Genomic DNA, 14795 nt, shown 5'->3' on the forward strand with positions numbered 1-14795 from the left:
CGGCGATGGTCTGGGTCTCAAACTGCTGACCACTCAGGTGCGCCTGCAGCTCGTAGGTTGTTGGGCCTGCAGTAAACACGATCGTGGTGGATTTGAACACGATCGGGATGCGGTTGCCCGGCGAGAGCCAAGACTGCACGCCTCCGCTCGTGTCACACACAGTCGCAGACAGCAGCGAACCGACGTTCGAGAGCCACCAGATGCCCTCTTGGAACGAGATGCGCAGGAACCGGCGGTGGAGGTAGGGGTTCTCATCAATGGTGAGATCTCCCTCGCGGCCAATATCAAAAACCTGGGCTGGCTCGGGGGTAAACCACTCGCCGCAATACTCCAGTGTCATTTGCGGTGCTGACATTCTTGACTCCCAATTACTGTCATTCGGACGTATTCGTGCCGACGGTACCCCAACCCTACGGGTGAAACTCCCCAAAAAACAGATTTCTGGGCACTTTTGGGGACATCTCACCATGCGCAGTCAATGCTTTTGCGCAACAATGCCCTCGCTAGCGTGCCGATCCTAGAGCCGGAGCCGGAGAATACTTATCTCAACCGTTCGAATCGCAGCGTAACGCCGTCACCCAAGTCGACCACATCGTCGTTAATCAGCACAACGGGCCTATGCGCAACGAGCGCCTCGTCCGCTGCGCCGGAACGGCGCAAAACCGACCCATTGACAGAACCCAAGTCGATCGCGAGTACGTGTCCACCCTCCACGCGAACTTCGAGGTGATTCCGTGAGATGTCCTTCAACGGGCTTGGGACAGAAACCATCCGAGCCGAGGGAGCGGCCCCCGAGCCCTCGTGGGTGGGTTTACGGCCGACCACGAGAGGCAAACCAAGTTCGACCACCTCTCCGTGAGAGAAGCGAACGATACCGGCGCTCACAGTGGCAGGTGGCGCCAGCACCGCAGTCCTACTGACCACACTGCGGCGATGCGCGTCACCGCGCCCACCCTGCCCAGCCTCCCTGTCCAGCACGGAGTTCAGGTCCATAGAAATGACCTCTGTGGGCATCACGTCCGCAGGGTACCCGCCATAGACCGCAGTGCCGTCCGAAGGCGCGTGACTTCCCTCGTGCCCATATGCATCGTGGTTGTCAAAGCCGGCATCCTCTTCTGGCCACGACTCCGGGGCTTCCGCAAGCGTGCGGCCAAAATCCTCATCCAGCGCAGGCTCTACGTCTACCGGCGCAACAAATGGCGTGACGAGCGGGCCTCGTCCAAGGCCAAGCTCGATCTCCGAGGCCTCGCACTCTGCATGATCCCAGACACACGCATTAGCCAACACGACACCTGCGCCAAGCGGTAGGAGCATCGAACCCGGACCGGAATAGGGAGTGCCAATCGAAACGCGAGTGGCCGCAGGAATAGAGACTTCCCTCCACATTGCAGCGCCACCGCCATGAAGGACCTTGTCAGATGGGTCATTCAGGACAGTGACATGCGCGGAAATATCACCGCACAGCGCGAACCGCACTTCTATGGAAGAGCCCTCCACAGCGCCGAACTCGGCAACGACAAAGCGAGGCAGGTCCTCAAAGGACGTGGTGAAATGCCGGCCGATAACCTCGAGAGCCCCCACGAAACCAGACGCACCCACTGCTTCGTGGAACTCCTCCCAGAAGCCGCGGACCTTTTTGGCCTCAACTGAATCCGGAAAGAACGCGACGAGCGACGAGGACGAAAAGACCACGCCGGTGCCCGGCAAATAAGCTAGCGACACAATATGACCACTCTACGAAAGCGACGAGTTATGCCGTTTACCGTACCGCCTTGATGGCGAGTATGGAAGAAATCAACACTCTTAGTAGAAACTAGGCAACCCGGTCGACGAGTACTTCAGCGAACTTGACGAGTGCGTCCTTCACGGAGCCGTCCGGGAGACCGTCCAGCTCCGCAATTGCCTGGCGCGCAACGTCCTGAGACTTCTGGCGAGTCATGTCAACGACACGGTGAACTCGCAGTTTCTCGACAACGCTTGCGAGTGCCTCGTCTGAGGAGAGATCCGAGTCGATCTCAGCAAGGAGTTCCCCGTCCTGAGGAGTACCTTCAGGAGAGGCAACAATCTGACGCAGGAGCAGAACCGGCATCGTTGGCACGCCCTCGCGCAGATCCGTACCCTGGGTCTTACCCGTGACATCACCGGACGAGGTGAGGTCAATGACGTCATCCGCGAGTTGGAAAGCGACGCCCACGAGCTCGCCATACTGTGTAACGACTCGTTCATGCTCAGGTGCGGCTCCTGCAAGCTTCGCGCCAAAGAGCGCCGAAGTTGCCAGCAGCGAGGCCGTCTTGTCAGCGAGAACCTGAATGTAGTGAGCTACAGGGTCAGCTCCATCGCGTGGGCCAAGCGTCTCCTGCAGTTGACCCATGCACAGGCGTTCGAACGTACGCGCCTGGATACCCACAGCCTCAGGGCCCAACTCAGAGGTAAGTGCCGAAGCACGCGCGAAGAGCAGGTCTCCTGTCAGGATGGCAACGTTGTTGCCCCACACCTCGTGCGCGGACGGTGCACCACGGCGGAGCGGCGCAGAGTCCATGACGTCGTCATGGTACAGGGAAGCCAAGTGCGTCAGTTCCACGACAACCGCTGCCTTGCGGACATCGTCGGAGACGCCAGTGCCAAGTTGGGAGACGAGAAGCGTCAGGAGGGGACGCAGGCGCTTACCGCCTGCGGACACCAAATGGCGCGAAGCATCGTCAACAAGCGAATCAGCGTTCGCTACCGCTGCGCGCAGGTCATCTTCGACCTGTGTCATCTCGCGGATGAGGTCTTGAGCTAGCTGCTCATCAGCGAGAGGAAGTGCAAGGGAATCAGTAGCCACAAAATGAACTTTGCTCTTGGAGATTTCAGGCCTGATATCTAGCAACACCTAGGTATCAAGCCACTGGACACTACACCTAACTTACCCCACAACCCTATGCAACCCATGCCAATGAAAGCCATAAGGCTCATGTGGTACGTCACGTCATTCTGCGTTGATGGCTGTGGAATGGGTGGAACCCATACCAGCGTCGCGGCACGAGAATGGGGTGTCCGACGATCGCGTTGGACACCCCATTCTCACACTAGCTTTGACTCCCCTAGCCTCCGAACAGAGACGTGAGGACTCCAAGGATCGGCGTTGGGTAAATACCCGCAATCACGACGAACGCTGCTGCCACCACGATGACTGCGAGAGTTGGGCCCTCAGACTTGACTACCTCTACGTGCGGAGCCGAGTCCAGGAGAACCACCGAGGTCCGAACAGCCTCAGGCGACGTGGAGCTTGGCTCGTCGCCGTCCTCTGCAGGGTCTGCGAGGTTTGGGCCGGCCTGAGCAAGTTCTCCGGTGAGTGCGCGTTCCTCCGCAGGTGCCACGAAGTACATGAGCACGATCACGCGGATGTAGAAGAACAGCGAGATTGCCGATGCCACGATTGCCACGATTACGAGTGGGACAGGGTTGAATACGCCCATTCCGGAGACACCGGTGGCAACTACAGACGAGAACGCGGTGTACTTGGCGATGAATCCTGCGGTGAGAGGGAGACCCGCAAACGAGAGCAGGAACAGGGAGAACGCGCCCGCAATGAACGGACTGCGCTTTCCGAGCCCGGCCCACTGACCAATGTGGGTTGCCTCGCCAAGAACCTCGCCACCCTCCGAGACCTCACGAACGAGCGTGACGATGCCGAAGGCGCCGACGGTTGCTACACCGTATGCGAGGAGGTAGAAGACGACGGCGCTCAGAGTGCTCGCGTTCAGTCCCATGAGCGCCACGATGATGAAGCCTGCGTGACCGATGGACGAGTACGCCAGCATCCTCTTGATGTCCGTCTGCGTCAATCCTGCAACGGTACCGACGATCATGGTCAGGATGGCTACGACCCACAGGCCACCAATCAGCGCGCGCTGCGTGTCGACTGGAGCTAGGAGTACAACGTAGTTCAGGACCCGGAGCAGGACACCCACTGCAGCAATCTTGGTGCAGGCTGCCATGAACCCCGTGATGGGCGTTGGAGCGCCCTGGTAGACGTCTGGCGTCCACGCCTGGAATGGCGCCGCGCCAATCTTAAACAGGATTCCGGCGAGCAGCAGGAAGCCACCGAGAATCAGCATGAGGCCAAACTGAGGGATCTGGCCCGACTGACCATGAGCCTGAGCAACCTGAGCGATTCCGTACAGGTTGACGGTACCCGCGTAGCCGTAGAGGAGCGCCGATCCGAAGAGGAAGAGCGCCGAGGCAAACGACCCCAAGACAAAGTACTTGAAGGCTGCCTCTTGCGAAAGCAGACGGCGCCTGCGTGCCATTGCCGTGAGCACGTACAGAGGTAGCGAAAGTACCTCGAGTGCCACGAACATCGTGACCAGGTCACCCGCGGCTGGGAACACCATCATTCCGGTGATGGCAAACAGGACCAGAGGGAAGACCTCGGTCTGCTGGAGTCCACGCTGTCGTGCCAGTTCTTCATATTCGGAGCCGGGCACCGCCGCGGCCGTGGCCACGAAGGGGTCCTGCTTTGCCGAGGTCCGGTCGATCAGGACCAGTGTGGCAAGGAGCGAACAGATGAGCAGGACTGCCTGGATTCCAACAGTCCATGCGTCAAAGTGCAATGCCTGATTGACCGGGAGCACGGTCCCAGAGCCGTTAGGGCCAAACGACTTCACTCCCAGCCAGATGAGGCTGATAAACGCGGCAACTTGTGCCCCGATCATCAACGAGATCTGGATTGGGCGTCGTACAGAGTCCCTGACCAACGCCTCGATGAGAACGGACAGAATGCCCGAACCTGCGAGAATGATGATTGGGAGCAGATACGTCCACGAAATCGTGGGCGCTTGGAACTCGGTAAGCAGCTGAGTAATCATCAGTGTGCTCCCTCCAGTACGGAAACGCTGGTCTCGCTCGGTGCCTCAAGATAGTTGAGTGCAATGTTCGGCACAAAGCCGAGGATGAGCATGAGCGCAAGAAGCGGCGCAACTACCCACTTTTCGCGTGCATTCAGGTCCGGCTTGTCCGAGAGCTCCTCAACCTTGGGACCAGTAAAGATCTTCTGGTAGGTGAGCAGAACGTACAGGGCTGCTAGCACGACTCCGGTAGCCGCAAATGCGCCGGCCCACTTGTTAGCTTCAAAGGTCGCGATCAAGACCGTGATCTCGGAGATAAAGGTGGAAAGGCCTGGCATCGACAGCGCCGCAAGACCAGCCACAAAGAACACGCCGGCAAGGACCGGGGTCACTCGCTGCATGCCGCCGTACTCCGCGATCAGCTGCGACGAACCGTCCCTCGAACGGAGGAACAGGAAGCCTGCCACGAGGAACAGCAGACCCGTCGAGAGTCCGTGGTTGATCATGTAGAACGACGAACCGGTGATGCCGGCGCTCGAGAACGTGAAGATACCCAACACGATGAAACCAAAGTGCGATACCGACGTGTACGCAATCAGGCGCATGAGGTCACGCTGTCCAATGGCGAGCAAGCCACCGTAGATGATCGAGATGACCGCTAGGACGATGATGACCGGTGCGGCCCACGTGGACGCGTTCGGGAAGAGTGGAAGGCAGAGAACCAGCATTCCGTACGTACCGATCTTGTCCAGGACTCCAACAAGGAGAACCGAGGTCCCTGCAGGTGCGTGTTGAGCAGTGTCGGGGAGCCACGTGTGCACTGGGAACATTGGAGCCTTGATCGCGAACGCGATGAAGAAGCCAATGAAGAGCCACTTCTCAAGCGTGGGGTCAGCCACAACATTGGTCAGGTTGTCGATGAGGAAGCCCTCTTCGCCGCGCGGACCCTGGAAGTACAGTCCGAAGACTGCAACCAGCATGATGAGACCGCCAACGAGAGAGAACAGCAGGAACTTGATCGCCGCGTACCGGCGGCGAGCTCCGTTACCGAACGAACCAATCATGAAGTAGACCGGGATGAGCATGGCTTCAAAGACCACGTGGAAAAGGAACACATCGCGGGCGGCGAAGATCAGCACCATGAATGTGGTCAGAACCATGACCAGTGCCAGGTAGAGGCGCAACCGGTTGGCGGCAACCGCTGCCCGCTCCCCTACCGCGGTTCCCACGCCCTGTTCCTTCCAAGCGGCCAGGACGACCAGCGGAACAAGGACAATTGCAAGCGCAATCAGGAGGAGCGATAGACCATTCACACCGAGCGCATATGACGCACCGATCTGAGGGATCCAGGAGAACTGCTCAGTGAGCTGGAACTCGCCCGCGTTGCCGCGGTCGAACGCCATGAAGGTCAGAACGAGGAGGACCAGTTCGAGTCCGGCGAACCCGAGGGCGACCTTAGGTGCCACCGCCGACTTTGCAGCGGGCAGGCTCCACAGGACAATCGCACCGATCAGCGGGACGACCGCGAGAATCGTCAGCATAGGCAGTGAATCAAGCATGTTTTGTCATCCCCTCTCAGTTCCAGATCACAAACGCGACGATCAACACAATGAGTAGTCCTGCCAGCATCATGGCTGCATACGAACGTATGTAGCCGTTATGGAGTTTCTGAATTCCGATACCCAGCGAACCGATGAGGCCCGCGAGTCCAGTAACCGAGCCGTCCACGGCCTTCTTGTCGGCGTAGACCAGCGCACGCGTTGCGTACTGTCCAGGACGCATGAAAGCTGCCTCGTTGAACTGGTCCTGGTAGAGGTCTGCACGTGCAGCCTGGGTAAGGAGCGAGCCAACTGGGGGTTCGGTTGGAACAGGTGCGGCACCGTACTGGCGCCAAGCCAGGAATGCACCGAGGAACACGAGGACCAGGGTCGCTCCCATGATCACTGGGACCGAGAGAACTGGATCGTGGTGCTCAAGCTCGCCCGTAACCGGAGCAAGCCAGGTGGTAAAGCGGTTTCCGAGGCTAAGGAAGAGACCTAGGAGTGCCGAACCGACGGCAAGGATGATCATTGGCCAGACCATCAATGCAGGAGATTCGTGTGGGTGACGGGTAGGTAGTTCGGAGCTTTCTTCTGTGGACCAACGGGCCTTGCCGTGGAAGGTCATGAAGAAGAGCCTCGACATGTAGAACGCCGCCAGACCCGCACCGATGAGCGCAACAAGGCCGAAGACCCATGGCTGCCAACCCTCACCGTGGTTTGTGGCGAAGGCGGACTCGATGATCTTGTCCTTAGACCAGAAGCCCGAGAACGGTGGAACACCGAGGATTGCCAGCCAGCCAAGACCGAAGGTGATCCAGGTGATCTTCATTGCTTTGTTCAAGGCGCCGAAGTTACGCATGTTGACGTCGTCGTTCATGCCATGCATGACCGATCCAGCGCCGAGGAACATGCCAGCCTTGAAGAAGCCGTGGGTCAGGAGGTGGAAGATCGCGAATGCGTAGCCGATTGGACCAAGTCCTGCGGCAAGCATCATGTAGCCGATCTGCGACATTGTGGAGGCTGCAAGAGCCTTCTTGATGTCGTCCTTGGCGCAACCAACAATCGCACCGAACAGGAGGGTAATCGCACCGACGATCGCTACAACCAGAAGAGCCGTTGGCGCGACGTTAAAGATGGCTCCGGATCGAACGATGAGGTAGACACCCGCGGTCACCATGGTGGCGGCGTGGATGAGCGCGGAGACTGGCGTTGGGCCGGCCATTGCGTCACCGAGCCAGGCCTGCAATGGGAACTGCGCAGACTTACCACAGGCTGCCACGAGGAGCATGAGACCGATGAGGTTCATCATCCCTTCGTTGCCGGCAACAAGTGCGCTTGCCTGTGGTAGTACCTTGTCAAAGCTCAGTGAACCGAACAGAGCGAAAATCAAGCCGAGCGCGATGATCATTCCGACGTCAGCGACACGGTTCATGACGAACGCCTTCTTGGCGGCGGTCGCATAGTTCGGGTTGTGGTTCCAGAAACCGATCAGCAGATACGAGGCCAGGCCGACGCCTTCCCAACCTACAAAGAGCAGGAGGTAGGAGTTGGCAAGAACCAGGATCAGCATGGAAGCCACAAAGAGGTTCAGGTAGGCAAAGAAACGGCGACGATCGGTGTCGTGTTCCATGTAAGCCACTGAGTAAATGTGGATCAAGGTACCCACGAACGTCACGAGCATGACGAAGGTGAGGGAAAGTGGGTCAATGCGAAGGCCCGCATCCACCTGCAAGCTACCCGCAGAGATCCAGTCAAAAAGGTGGACGTCTACGACTCGCTCACTCGCGTCTTTACCGAGCATTTCCAGCAGAGCGCCCGCGCCCACGGCAAATGAAGCCGCAGAAGCGAGAACGCCGAGCCAGTGCCCCCACGAGTTGGAGCGCTTACCCGCAAGCAAGAGAATGGCGGCGCTGGCCAGCGGAATGGCGATGAGGAGCCAAGAAGCGTTGATCATGTCAGTGACTCCCGGCTAGTTCTTGAGCAAGTTAATGTCATCGACTGACACTGACCTGCGTGATCGATAGATGGACACGATGATTGCGAGACCCACTACTACTTCGGCGGCGGCAACAGTCATGACGAAGAATGCAACAACCTGACCTGTCAGGTCACCGTTAATGCGGGAGAACGCAACAAACGCAAGGTTTGCCGAGTTGAGCATGAGTTCGATTCCCATGAACACGATGATCGCGTTGCGACGCAGCAAGACGGTTGCGGCACCGATGGTGAAGAGAATGACCGCAAGGTAAACGTAGTTTGCGTAATCCATGTCAGTCCTCCTTCTCGTTCGAAGTGGACTCCGCGTTCCCGGAATCTTCAGTTACAGCCGTTGATTCAGACTCACCGTTGGCAGGCGCGCTCGCACCGGAACCGACTGAACGGTCCCAGGTGCTCGGTGCTGGACGGCCTGCTTCATCAAGCAGTTCAATGTCTGGGTCGTAAATCGCGTCGCGCTCCTGCCCACGGGCACGAAGTACGCGCGACACGGAGGCCTCAACGGGCTGGCCATGTGGATCGAGCGCTGGAACGTCCATGGCGTTGCGCTGCGCGAATACACCGGGGCTTGGAAGTGGGGTAAGGCGAGCTCCCGATGCGACTCGGGTGTCCGCGAGTTCCTTCTGTCCAATGCGCTTGGTGAGGTTACGACGGTGGGTCATGGTCAAGGCGGCAATTGCGGCCGTGACAAGCAGTACTCCGACGAGTTCGAGTGGGAATACGAAGTTACCGAGCAACACACGAGCAATCTCTGCTGGGTTGTTGGCTACGGTTTCCGCGTGGCCCTTACCGCCAGCAAGCGACACACGTCCGAGGAACGAGAACACGACAACGCCGAGTCCGATTCCGAGGAGCCACCCGATCCACCGCTGGCCCTTGAGCGTATCGACGAGAGAATCTCCCGCGTCCACACCCACGAGCATGATCACGAACAGGAACAGCATCATGACTGCACCCGTGTAGACCACGATCTGCACGATTCCGAGGAACGGGGCCTGGTTCGCAATGTACATAACTGCGAGCGAGATCATCACGAAGACCATGCAGATGGTCGCGTGAACTGCCTTGCGGGCAAAGATCAAGCCGAGCGCTGCGAGAACCATGAGTGGTGCCAAGCACCAAAACAGAACTGCCTCTGCACCAGAGGTCATGGCTGCACCACCTTGTTGCTTTCGACTGCCTTGCGGGCAGCTTCAAGTGTTGGATCTTGTGGACGGTTTTGCGCTACCCAGTCGACCTGTGCCTGGGTTGGTCGTTTGACTTCCCCGCGGTAGTAGTCGCCGTCGGTAGTTCCCTCGACCATCGGGTGCGGAGCAGCAAGCATTCCATCCCGAAGTGGAGCGAGGAGGTCTTCCTTTTCGAAGATCAGTTCCTCGCGGGTTGGTCCCGCGAGTTCATACTCATTGGTCATGGTGAGGGCTCGCGTCGGGCATGCCTCAATGCACAGACCGCAGAAGATGCAGCGCAGGTAGTTGATCTGGTAGACCGCACCGTACCGTTCGCCCGGTGAGACGTGCTCGCCATCCGGGAGATCAGCATTGGACGCAGCTTCAACATAGATCGCGTCTGCAGGGCATGCCCATGCGCACAGCTCGCATCCGATGCACTTCTCGAGCCCATCCGGGTAGCGGTTGAGCTGGTGACGGCCGTGATAGCGCGGCTTGGTTGGCACCTTCTCGAACGGGTACTGCTCGGTCACGGTAGGGCTGAAGAAGGAGTTCAGCGTCACGCCAAAACCTGCGACTGGCGCGAGAACCTTCTTGATACCGGTGCTTGCAGGAATTACCGACTGATACTGACCAACTCCGGGGAGCTGGTTAGGAGTCTGTCCCTGTGGTGTCTCAGTCATCGGTAGCCTCCTTCGTTGCGATGTTGCCGTGGGCCTCTGCTGTGGCCTCCGCAGTGATTTCTGCGGCTACACGGGACTGTGCGGCCGCCCTACGTGCAGCGCGTGGCGACGGTGGCAATGCCTGGCCAGGTAGTGGTGGCACTGGGTAGCCGGCGGAGAACGCATCAAACGCTTCTACCGCAGGAGTTTCTGCGAGTTGCTCGCTCTCGCGCTTTGCTGCCCTGGAATCCAGATACAACGTGACGAGCAGGATGACGAAGGCAAGTGCCGCAGCTCCGTAAAGGAACGGACGAGCATCAACCTCAAGGAAGGTCTGGACTCCCTGGAAGATCGCAAGAACGAAGATCCAAACCAGCGCAAACGGAATGAGGATCTTCCATCCGAGCAGCATGAACTGGTCGTACCGGAAGCGGAGCAGCGTTCCGCGAACCCAGACGAACAGGAACATGAACGACCACATCTTGAGGAGGAACCAGAGGAAGCCCCACCAGCCCTCGTTGAACATGCCATCGTTAATCATTCCCAGGCCGAACGGAGCGCGCCATCCACCGAAGAAGAGAGTGGTCGCAACTGCGGAGACGTTGATCATGTTGATGTACTCAGCAAGGAAGAACCATGCGAACTTCATTGACGAGTACTCGGTCATGTAACCGGACACCAGCTCACCTTCGGCCTCTGGAAGGTCGAATGGGAGACGGTTGACCTCGCCCATCATCGAGATGAGATAGATGAAGAATGCGGGTGCCAGTGGCAGGAACCACCAGACGGACTCCTGAGAGCTCACGATCTCCGAGGTAGACATAGAACCCGCCATGATGAACACGGAGACAAGGCTCAGGCCCATGGAGAGCTCATACGAGATCACCTGTGCGGTGGAACGCACCGACCCGAGCAGTGGGTAAGTCGAGCCAGAGGACCAACCACCCAGGACGATTCCGTAGACACCCACGGACGCACACGCAAGGATGTACAGCGTGGCGACTGGGAAGTCAGTCAGTTGGAGCGGGGTAACGATGTCCGTGAACGGGATTTTCACTTCCGGTCCGAGCGGAATCACCGCGAACACCAAAAGTGAGCAGAACACGGAGATCATTGGCGCGAGGATGTAGACGAACTTGTCTGCAGCCTTGACCGTTATGTCTTCCTTGAGCAGGAGCTTCATTGCGTCGCCGAGCGACTGCAGTAAACCGAACGGTCCGTGGACGTTTGGTCCGGGGCGTACCTGAAGGCGTCCCACGACCTTGCGCTCGAACCAGATGGCAACGAGCACGCTGAGGAGGAGGAAGACCAGAATCAGTACGGACTTAACAATGAAAGTAATGAGTCCGTCGTTTGAGAAATCAGCCATTATGCGTCGTTCCCTTCAACTGCACCGAGGCCTGCACCGGCTGGTTGGGCGCTCGTAGGCACGGCGACTCGCGGTGCTCCCAGGGTGACGATGTCACCTGGAAGTGCGTTGAGGTCGCGGTGGACGTGGGAGCCGACAGACTTCATCGGCAGCCATACAACGTTGTCAGCAATCTTGGTGATTGCCACTGGAAGGTTAATTGCACCGTGTTCGGTGGAGACCTCCAGCAGGTCGCCTTCAGCGAGACCGAGCGACTGCGCAGTTGTGGCTGAGATTCGTGCGACGGGTGCCTTCGCGGTTCCGGCGAGGAAGCGCTCCGCAATCTGTAGCGCACCGTTGTCGATGAGCTGGTGCCACGTTGCGAGGCGTGCTGTTCCGGGTGCGGCGTCGACCTGTACCTGTGCCTGCGCAGTAGGAACCGATACCCGCGTTCCAGTCCACTGCCCGAGCTGGTCGATGTCCTTTCGGACGGACTCAATCGTTTCAGTTCCGAGTCGGTGGCCCATCGTGTCTGCAAGAAGTGACAGCATCCGGTGGTCAGTGCCAGCTGAGGACTCGATTGCTCGACCGAACGGACGGACACGTCCTTCCCAGTTCCAGAACGCACCTGCACGCTCAACTGGAGGCGCGACGGGCAGAACCACGTCAGCGAACTCCGTAACGTCCGACTCACGGACTTCGAGGCTCACAACAAAGGCTCCAGCAAGAGCTACAGCAGCAGCCTGTGGGTTTGGCAGGTCGCTCAACTCGAGGCCACCAACAACGACCGAGTTCAACTCGCCCGAGGTGAGGTCACGAACGATCGCGTTAAGGTCACGTCCTGGTGCTGATGGCAGTGAGTCCACTCCCCATGCGGTGGCGATGTCAACGCGAGCTGCGGCGTCCTCGACGGGACGTCCACCTGGAAGCACGTTAGGTAGCGCGCCCATTTCGACTGCGCCACGTTCACCTGCACGGCGTGGGATCCACGCGATGCGAGCTCCGGTTGCGCCTGCGAGCCGAAGCGCGGCCGAGTACGCACCATCGGATGCTGCGAGGCGCTCACCGACGATGATCACGGCGCCCGGTGCCTTGAGTGTCTCAGCTGCCTGAGCCTCTACGCTGTCACCGGAACCGCCAGCAGCACTGGCCAGTGCATCCAGCGCATGGCCTTCTGCACCAGGTGCCGTCTCAATGAGGGTTGCTCCGGCGCCGCCGATGCGCTGAAGTCCGCGGCTGGCGAATGGCGCAATGGCAAAGGCCTTGAGGCCGTGTGCGCGTGCTGCCTTGCGCAAGCGCAGGAAGACGATTCCACCTTCCTCTTCAGGCTCGAAGCCGGCCATAAGTACCGCTGGTGCCTTCTCGAGGTCAGCGAACGTCACGCCAATGCCGGTGCCTGCAACTACAGATCCGAGGAACGAAAGCTCCTCGTCACCGTGTGCTCGAGCACGGTAGTCGACATCGTTGGTGCCGAGTGCCACGCGCGCAAACTTTGCGTAGGCGTAGGAATCCTCGATAGTGAGGCGACCACCAGGAAGAACTGCTGATGGGCCGGCTGTTAGTCCGGCTGCAGCCACGCGGAGCGCCTCGGGCCACGAAACCTCAACGAGCTCCCCGTCCTTACGAACGAGTGGCTTGGTGAGGCGACCCGGTGCGGTCTGCCAGGTGAATGCGAAGCGGTCCTTATCCGTAATCCATTCCTCGTTGACCATCGGGTCGTCGCCGGCGAGGCGGCGTAGTACGGTTCCGCGTCGGTGGTCGATACGGATCGCCGATCCGGAGGAGTCGTGCTCGGAGATGGATGGGGTCGACACGAGGTCGAAGGGACGCGAACGGAACCGGTAGGCTGCGCTGGTCAGCGCGCCAACGGGACAGATCTGAACTGTGTTACCGGAGAAGTACGAGGAGAACAGCTGCCCTGACTCGTCAGCTTCCGCGGCACCCACGGGTGCCTCGCCTGCTGGAGTATTGGCGGCAGCGTCAACCTTGAGTTCCGCGTGGTCGAGTCCTGAAACGTCACTACGGTCGACCGAGTCGAACTGCTTTGGCGAATATCCGTGGCAGCCTCCGGCCGACTCGGTTGCAAAACCGAGTACGTCCTCGTTGAAGCGGCCGATTTGCTGCTCTGCACCACGCTTCTGAAGGTCGATGAACGCGTCACCGGCGATCTGCTTGGAGAATCGGGTGCAGCGCTGACACAGAACGCAACGCTCGCGGTCGAGCAGGATCTGAGTCGATACCGCAATCGGCTTAGGGAAGGTGCGCTTCTTGTCGATGAAGCGTGATTCGGCGGTGCCGTGGCTCAGTGACTGGTTCTGGAGTGGGCACTCCCCACCCTTGTCACAGATTGGGCAGTCGAGAGGGTGGTTGATGAGCAGCAGCTCAAGCACACCCTTCTGTGCCTTATCTGCTACCGCAGAGGTGTTCTGCGTCTTGACAACCATGCCTGGTGTTGCCTCAAGCGTGCATGACGCCTGTGGCTTGGGCATTGGCCGGACGTTGCCTTCGCGGTCCGGAGTTGCCACCTCTACGAGGCACTGGCGGCAGGCGCCAGCAGGCTCAAGGAGTGGGTGGTCGCAGAATCGAGGAATCTCGATCCCCACCTGCTCGGCGGCGCGAATGACGAGCGTCCCCTTGGGGACCTCGGTCTCGATGCCGTCGATTGTGAACTTAATGGTCTCAGTCATCAGTGGGCTCCCGCTCCTGACAAGGCGCCACGCTGCTTGGGCGTGTACTCAAATAGGGCCGAGCGTACCGGTGGGAAGAGCTCGCTTGCTGGCGTGTGCATGCCTGCTTCGAACTCCTCACGGAAGTACTTGATGGCCGAGGTGATGCACGAGGTTGCACCATCGCCGAGCGCACAGAATGCGCGCCCGAGAATGTTGTCGCAGGTGTCCAGGAGAGTCTCAATATCTCCCTCGACGCCCTTACCCTGCTCCAGGCGGCGAAGCACCTGCTTGAGCCAGTAGGTGCCCTCGCGGCATGGGGTGCACTTACCGCAGGACTCGTGAGCATAGAACTCTGTCCAACGGGTCACCGCGCGAACCACGGAGGTGGTCTCATCGAAGATCTGCAGCGCACGCGTTCCAAGCATGGACCCAGCGGCGCCAACCGACTCGTAGTCGAGCGGCACGTCGAGGTGCTCTTCGGTGAAGATCGGCGTGGAGGAGCCTCCAGGGGTCCAGAACTTCAGCTTGTGGCCGTTGCGCATGCCACCCGCCATGTCGATGAGTTCCCGGAGCGTGATGCCAAGA

At 59.4% G+C, this 14795-nt stretch carries 11 protein-coding genes and 1 pseudogene; all 12 read right to left on the reverse strand.

Annotation, left to right across the window (positions count from 1 at the left end; all coding sequences use genetic code 11):
- Positions 1-355: pseudogene (locus HGSM_RS14530) on the reverse strand (hypothetical protein); the annotation flags it as partial.
- 185 nt (positions 356-540) lie between these two features.
- Positions 541-1722 (reverse strand): FHA domain-containing protein, encoded by a 1182-nt coding sequence (locus HGSM_RS00670; RefSeq protein ID WP_154646194.1) that lies wholly within the window; start codon positions 1720-1722, stop codon positions 541-543.
- 91 nt (positions 1723-1813) lie between these two features.
- Positions 1814-2824 carry a polyprenyl synthetase family protein gene (locus tag HGSM_RS00675; protein ID WP_019146809.1) on the reverse strand — a complete coding sequence of 337 codons (1011 nt, stop codon included), beginning with the start codon at positions 2822-2824 and terminating at the stop codon, positions 1814-1816.
- Positions 2825-3083: 259 nt separating this feature from the next.
- The gene (nuoN, locus tag HGSM_RS00680; protein WP_019146810.1) at positions 3084-4850 is read right to left on the reverse strand and encodes an NADH-quinone oxidoreductase subunit NuoN; all 1767 of its coding nucleotides are present in this window, start codon (positions 4848-4850) and stop codon (positions 3084-3086) included.
- Positions 4850-6388 (reverse strand): NADH-quinone oxidoreductase subunit M, encoded by a 1539-nt coding sequence (locus HGSM_RS00685; RefSeq protein WP_019146811.1) that lies wholly within the window; start codon positions 6386-6388, stop codon positions 4850-4852. The genes nuoN and HGSM_RS00685 overlap by 1 nt, the downstream gene beginning before the upstream one ends.
- A gap of 16 nt (positions 6389-6404) precedes the next feature.
- Entirely contained in the window at positions 6405-8324 is a 1920-nt protein-coding gene (gene nuoL, locus HGSM_RS00690) for an NADH-quinone oxidoreductase subunit L (RefSeq protein WP_019146812.1), read from the reverse strand.
- A gap of 15 nt (positions 8325-8339) precedes the next feature.
- Positions 8340-8639 (reverse strand): NADH-quinone oxidoreductase subunit NuoK, encoded by a 300-nt coding sequence (nuoK, locus tag HGSM_RS00695; protein ID WP_019146813.1) that lies wholly within the window; start codon positions 8637-8639, stop codon positions 8340-8342.
- A 1-nt stretch (position 8640) separates the two neighbouring features.
- Positions 8641-9516, reverse strand: coding sequence for an NADH-quinone oxidoreductase subunit J (locus HGSM_RS00700; RefSeq protein ID WP_019146814.1), 876 nt, complete (start codon positions 9514-9516; stop codon positions 8641-8643).
- Entirely contained in the window at positions 9513-10214 is a 702-nt protein-coding gene (gene nuoI / locus HGSM_RS00705) for an NADH-quinone oxidoreductase subunit NuoI (RefSeq protein WP_019146815.1), read from the reverse strand. The genes HGSM_RS00700 and nuoI overlap by 4 nt, the downstream gene beginning before the upstream one ends.
- Positions 10207-11562, reverse strand: a complete 1356-nt coding sequence (nuoH, locus tag HGSM_RS00710; RefSeq protein WP_019146816.1) for an NADH-quinone oxidoreductase subunit NuoH — start codon at positions 11560-11562, stop codon at positions 10207-10209. The genes nuoI and nuoH overlap by 8 nt, the downstream gene beginning before the upstream one ends.
- A complete protein-coding gene (locus tag HGSM_RS00715; protein WP_019146817.1) occupies positions 11562-14228 on the reverse strand; it encodes an NADH-quinone oxidoreductase subunit G in 2667 nt (888 codons plus the stop codon). Before HGSM_RS00715 ends, nuoH begins: the two co-directional genes overlap by 1 nt.
- On the reverse strand, positions 14228-14795 hold a 568-nt coding region (locus HGSM_RS00720), incomplete at its 5' end, for an NADH-ubiquinone oxidoreductase-F iron-sulfur binding region domain-containing protein (protein ID WP_040594206.1). The genes HGSM_RS00720 and HGSM_RS00715, both read right to left, overlap by 1 nt.

Origin of the sequence: Timonella senegalensis JC301 (assembly GCF_000312125.1) — a bacterium.
GTDB classification, from domain to species: Bacteria; Actinomycetota; Actinomycetes; order Actinomycetales; family Cellulomonadaceae; genus Timonella; species Timonella senegalensis.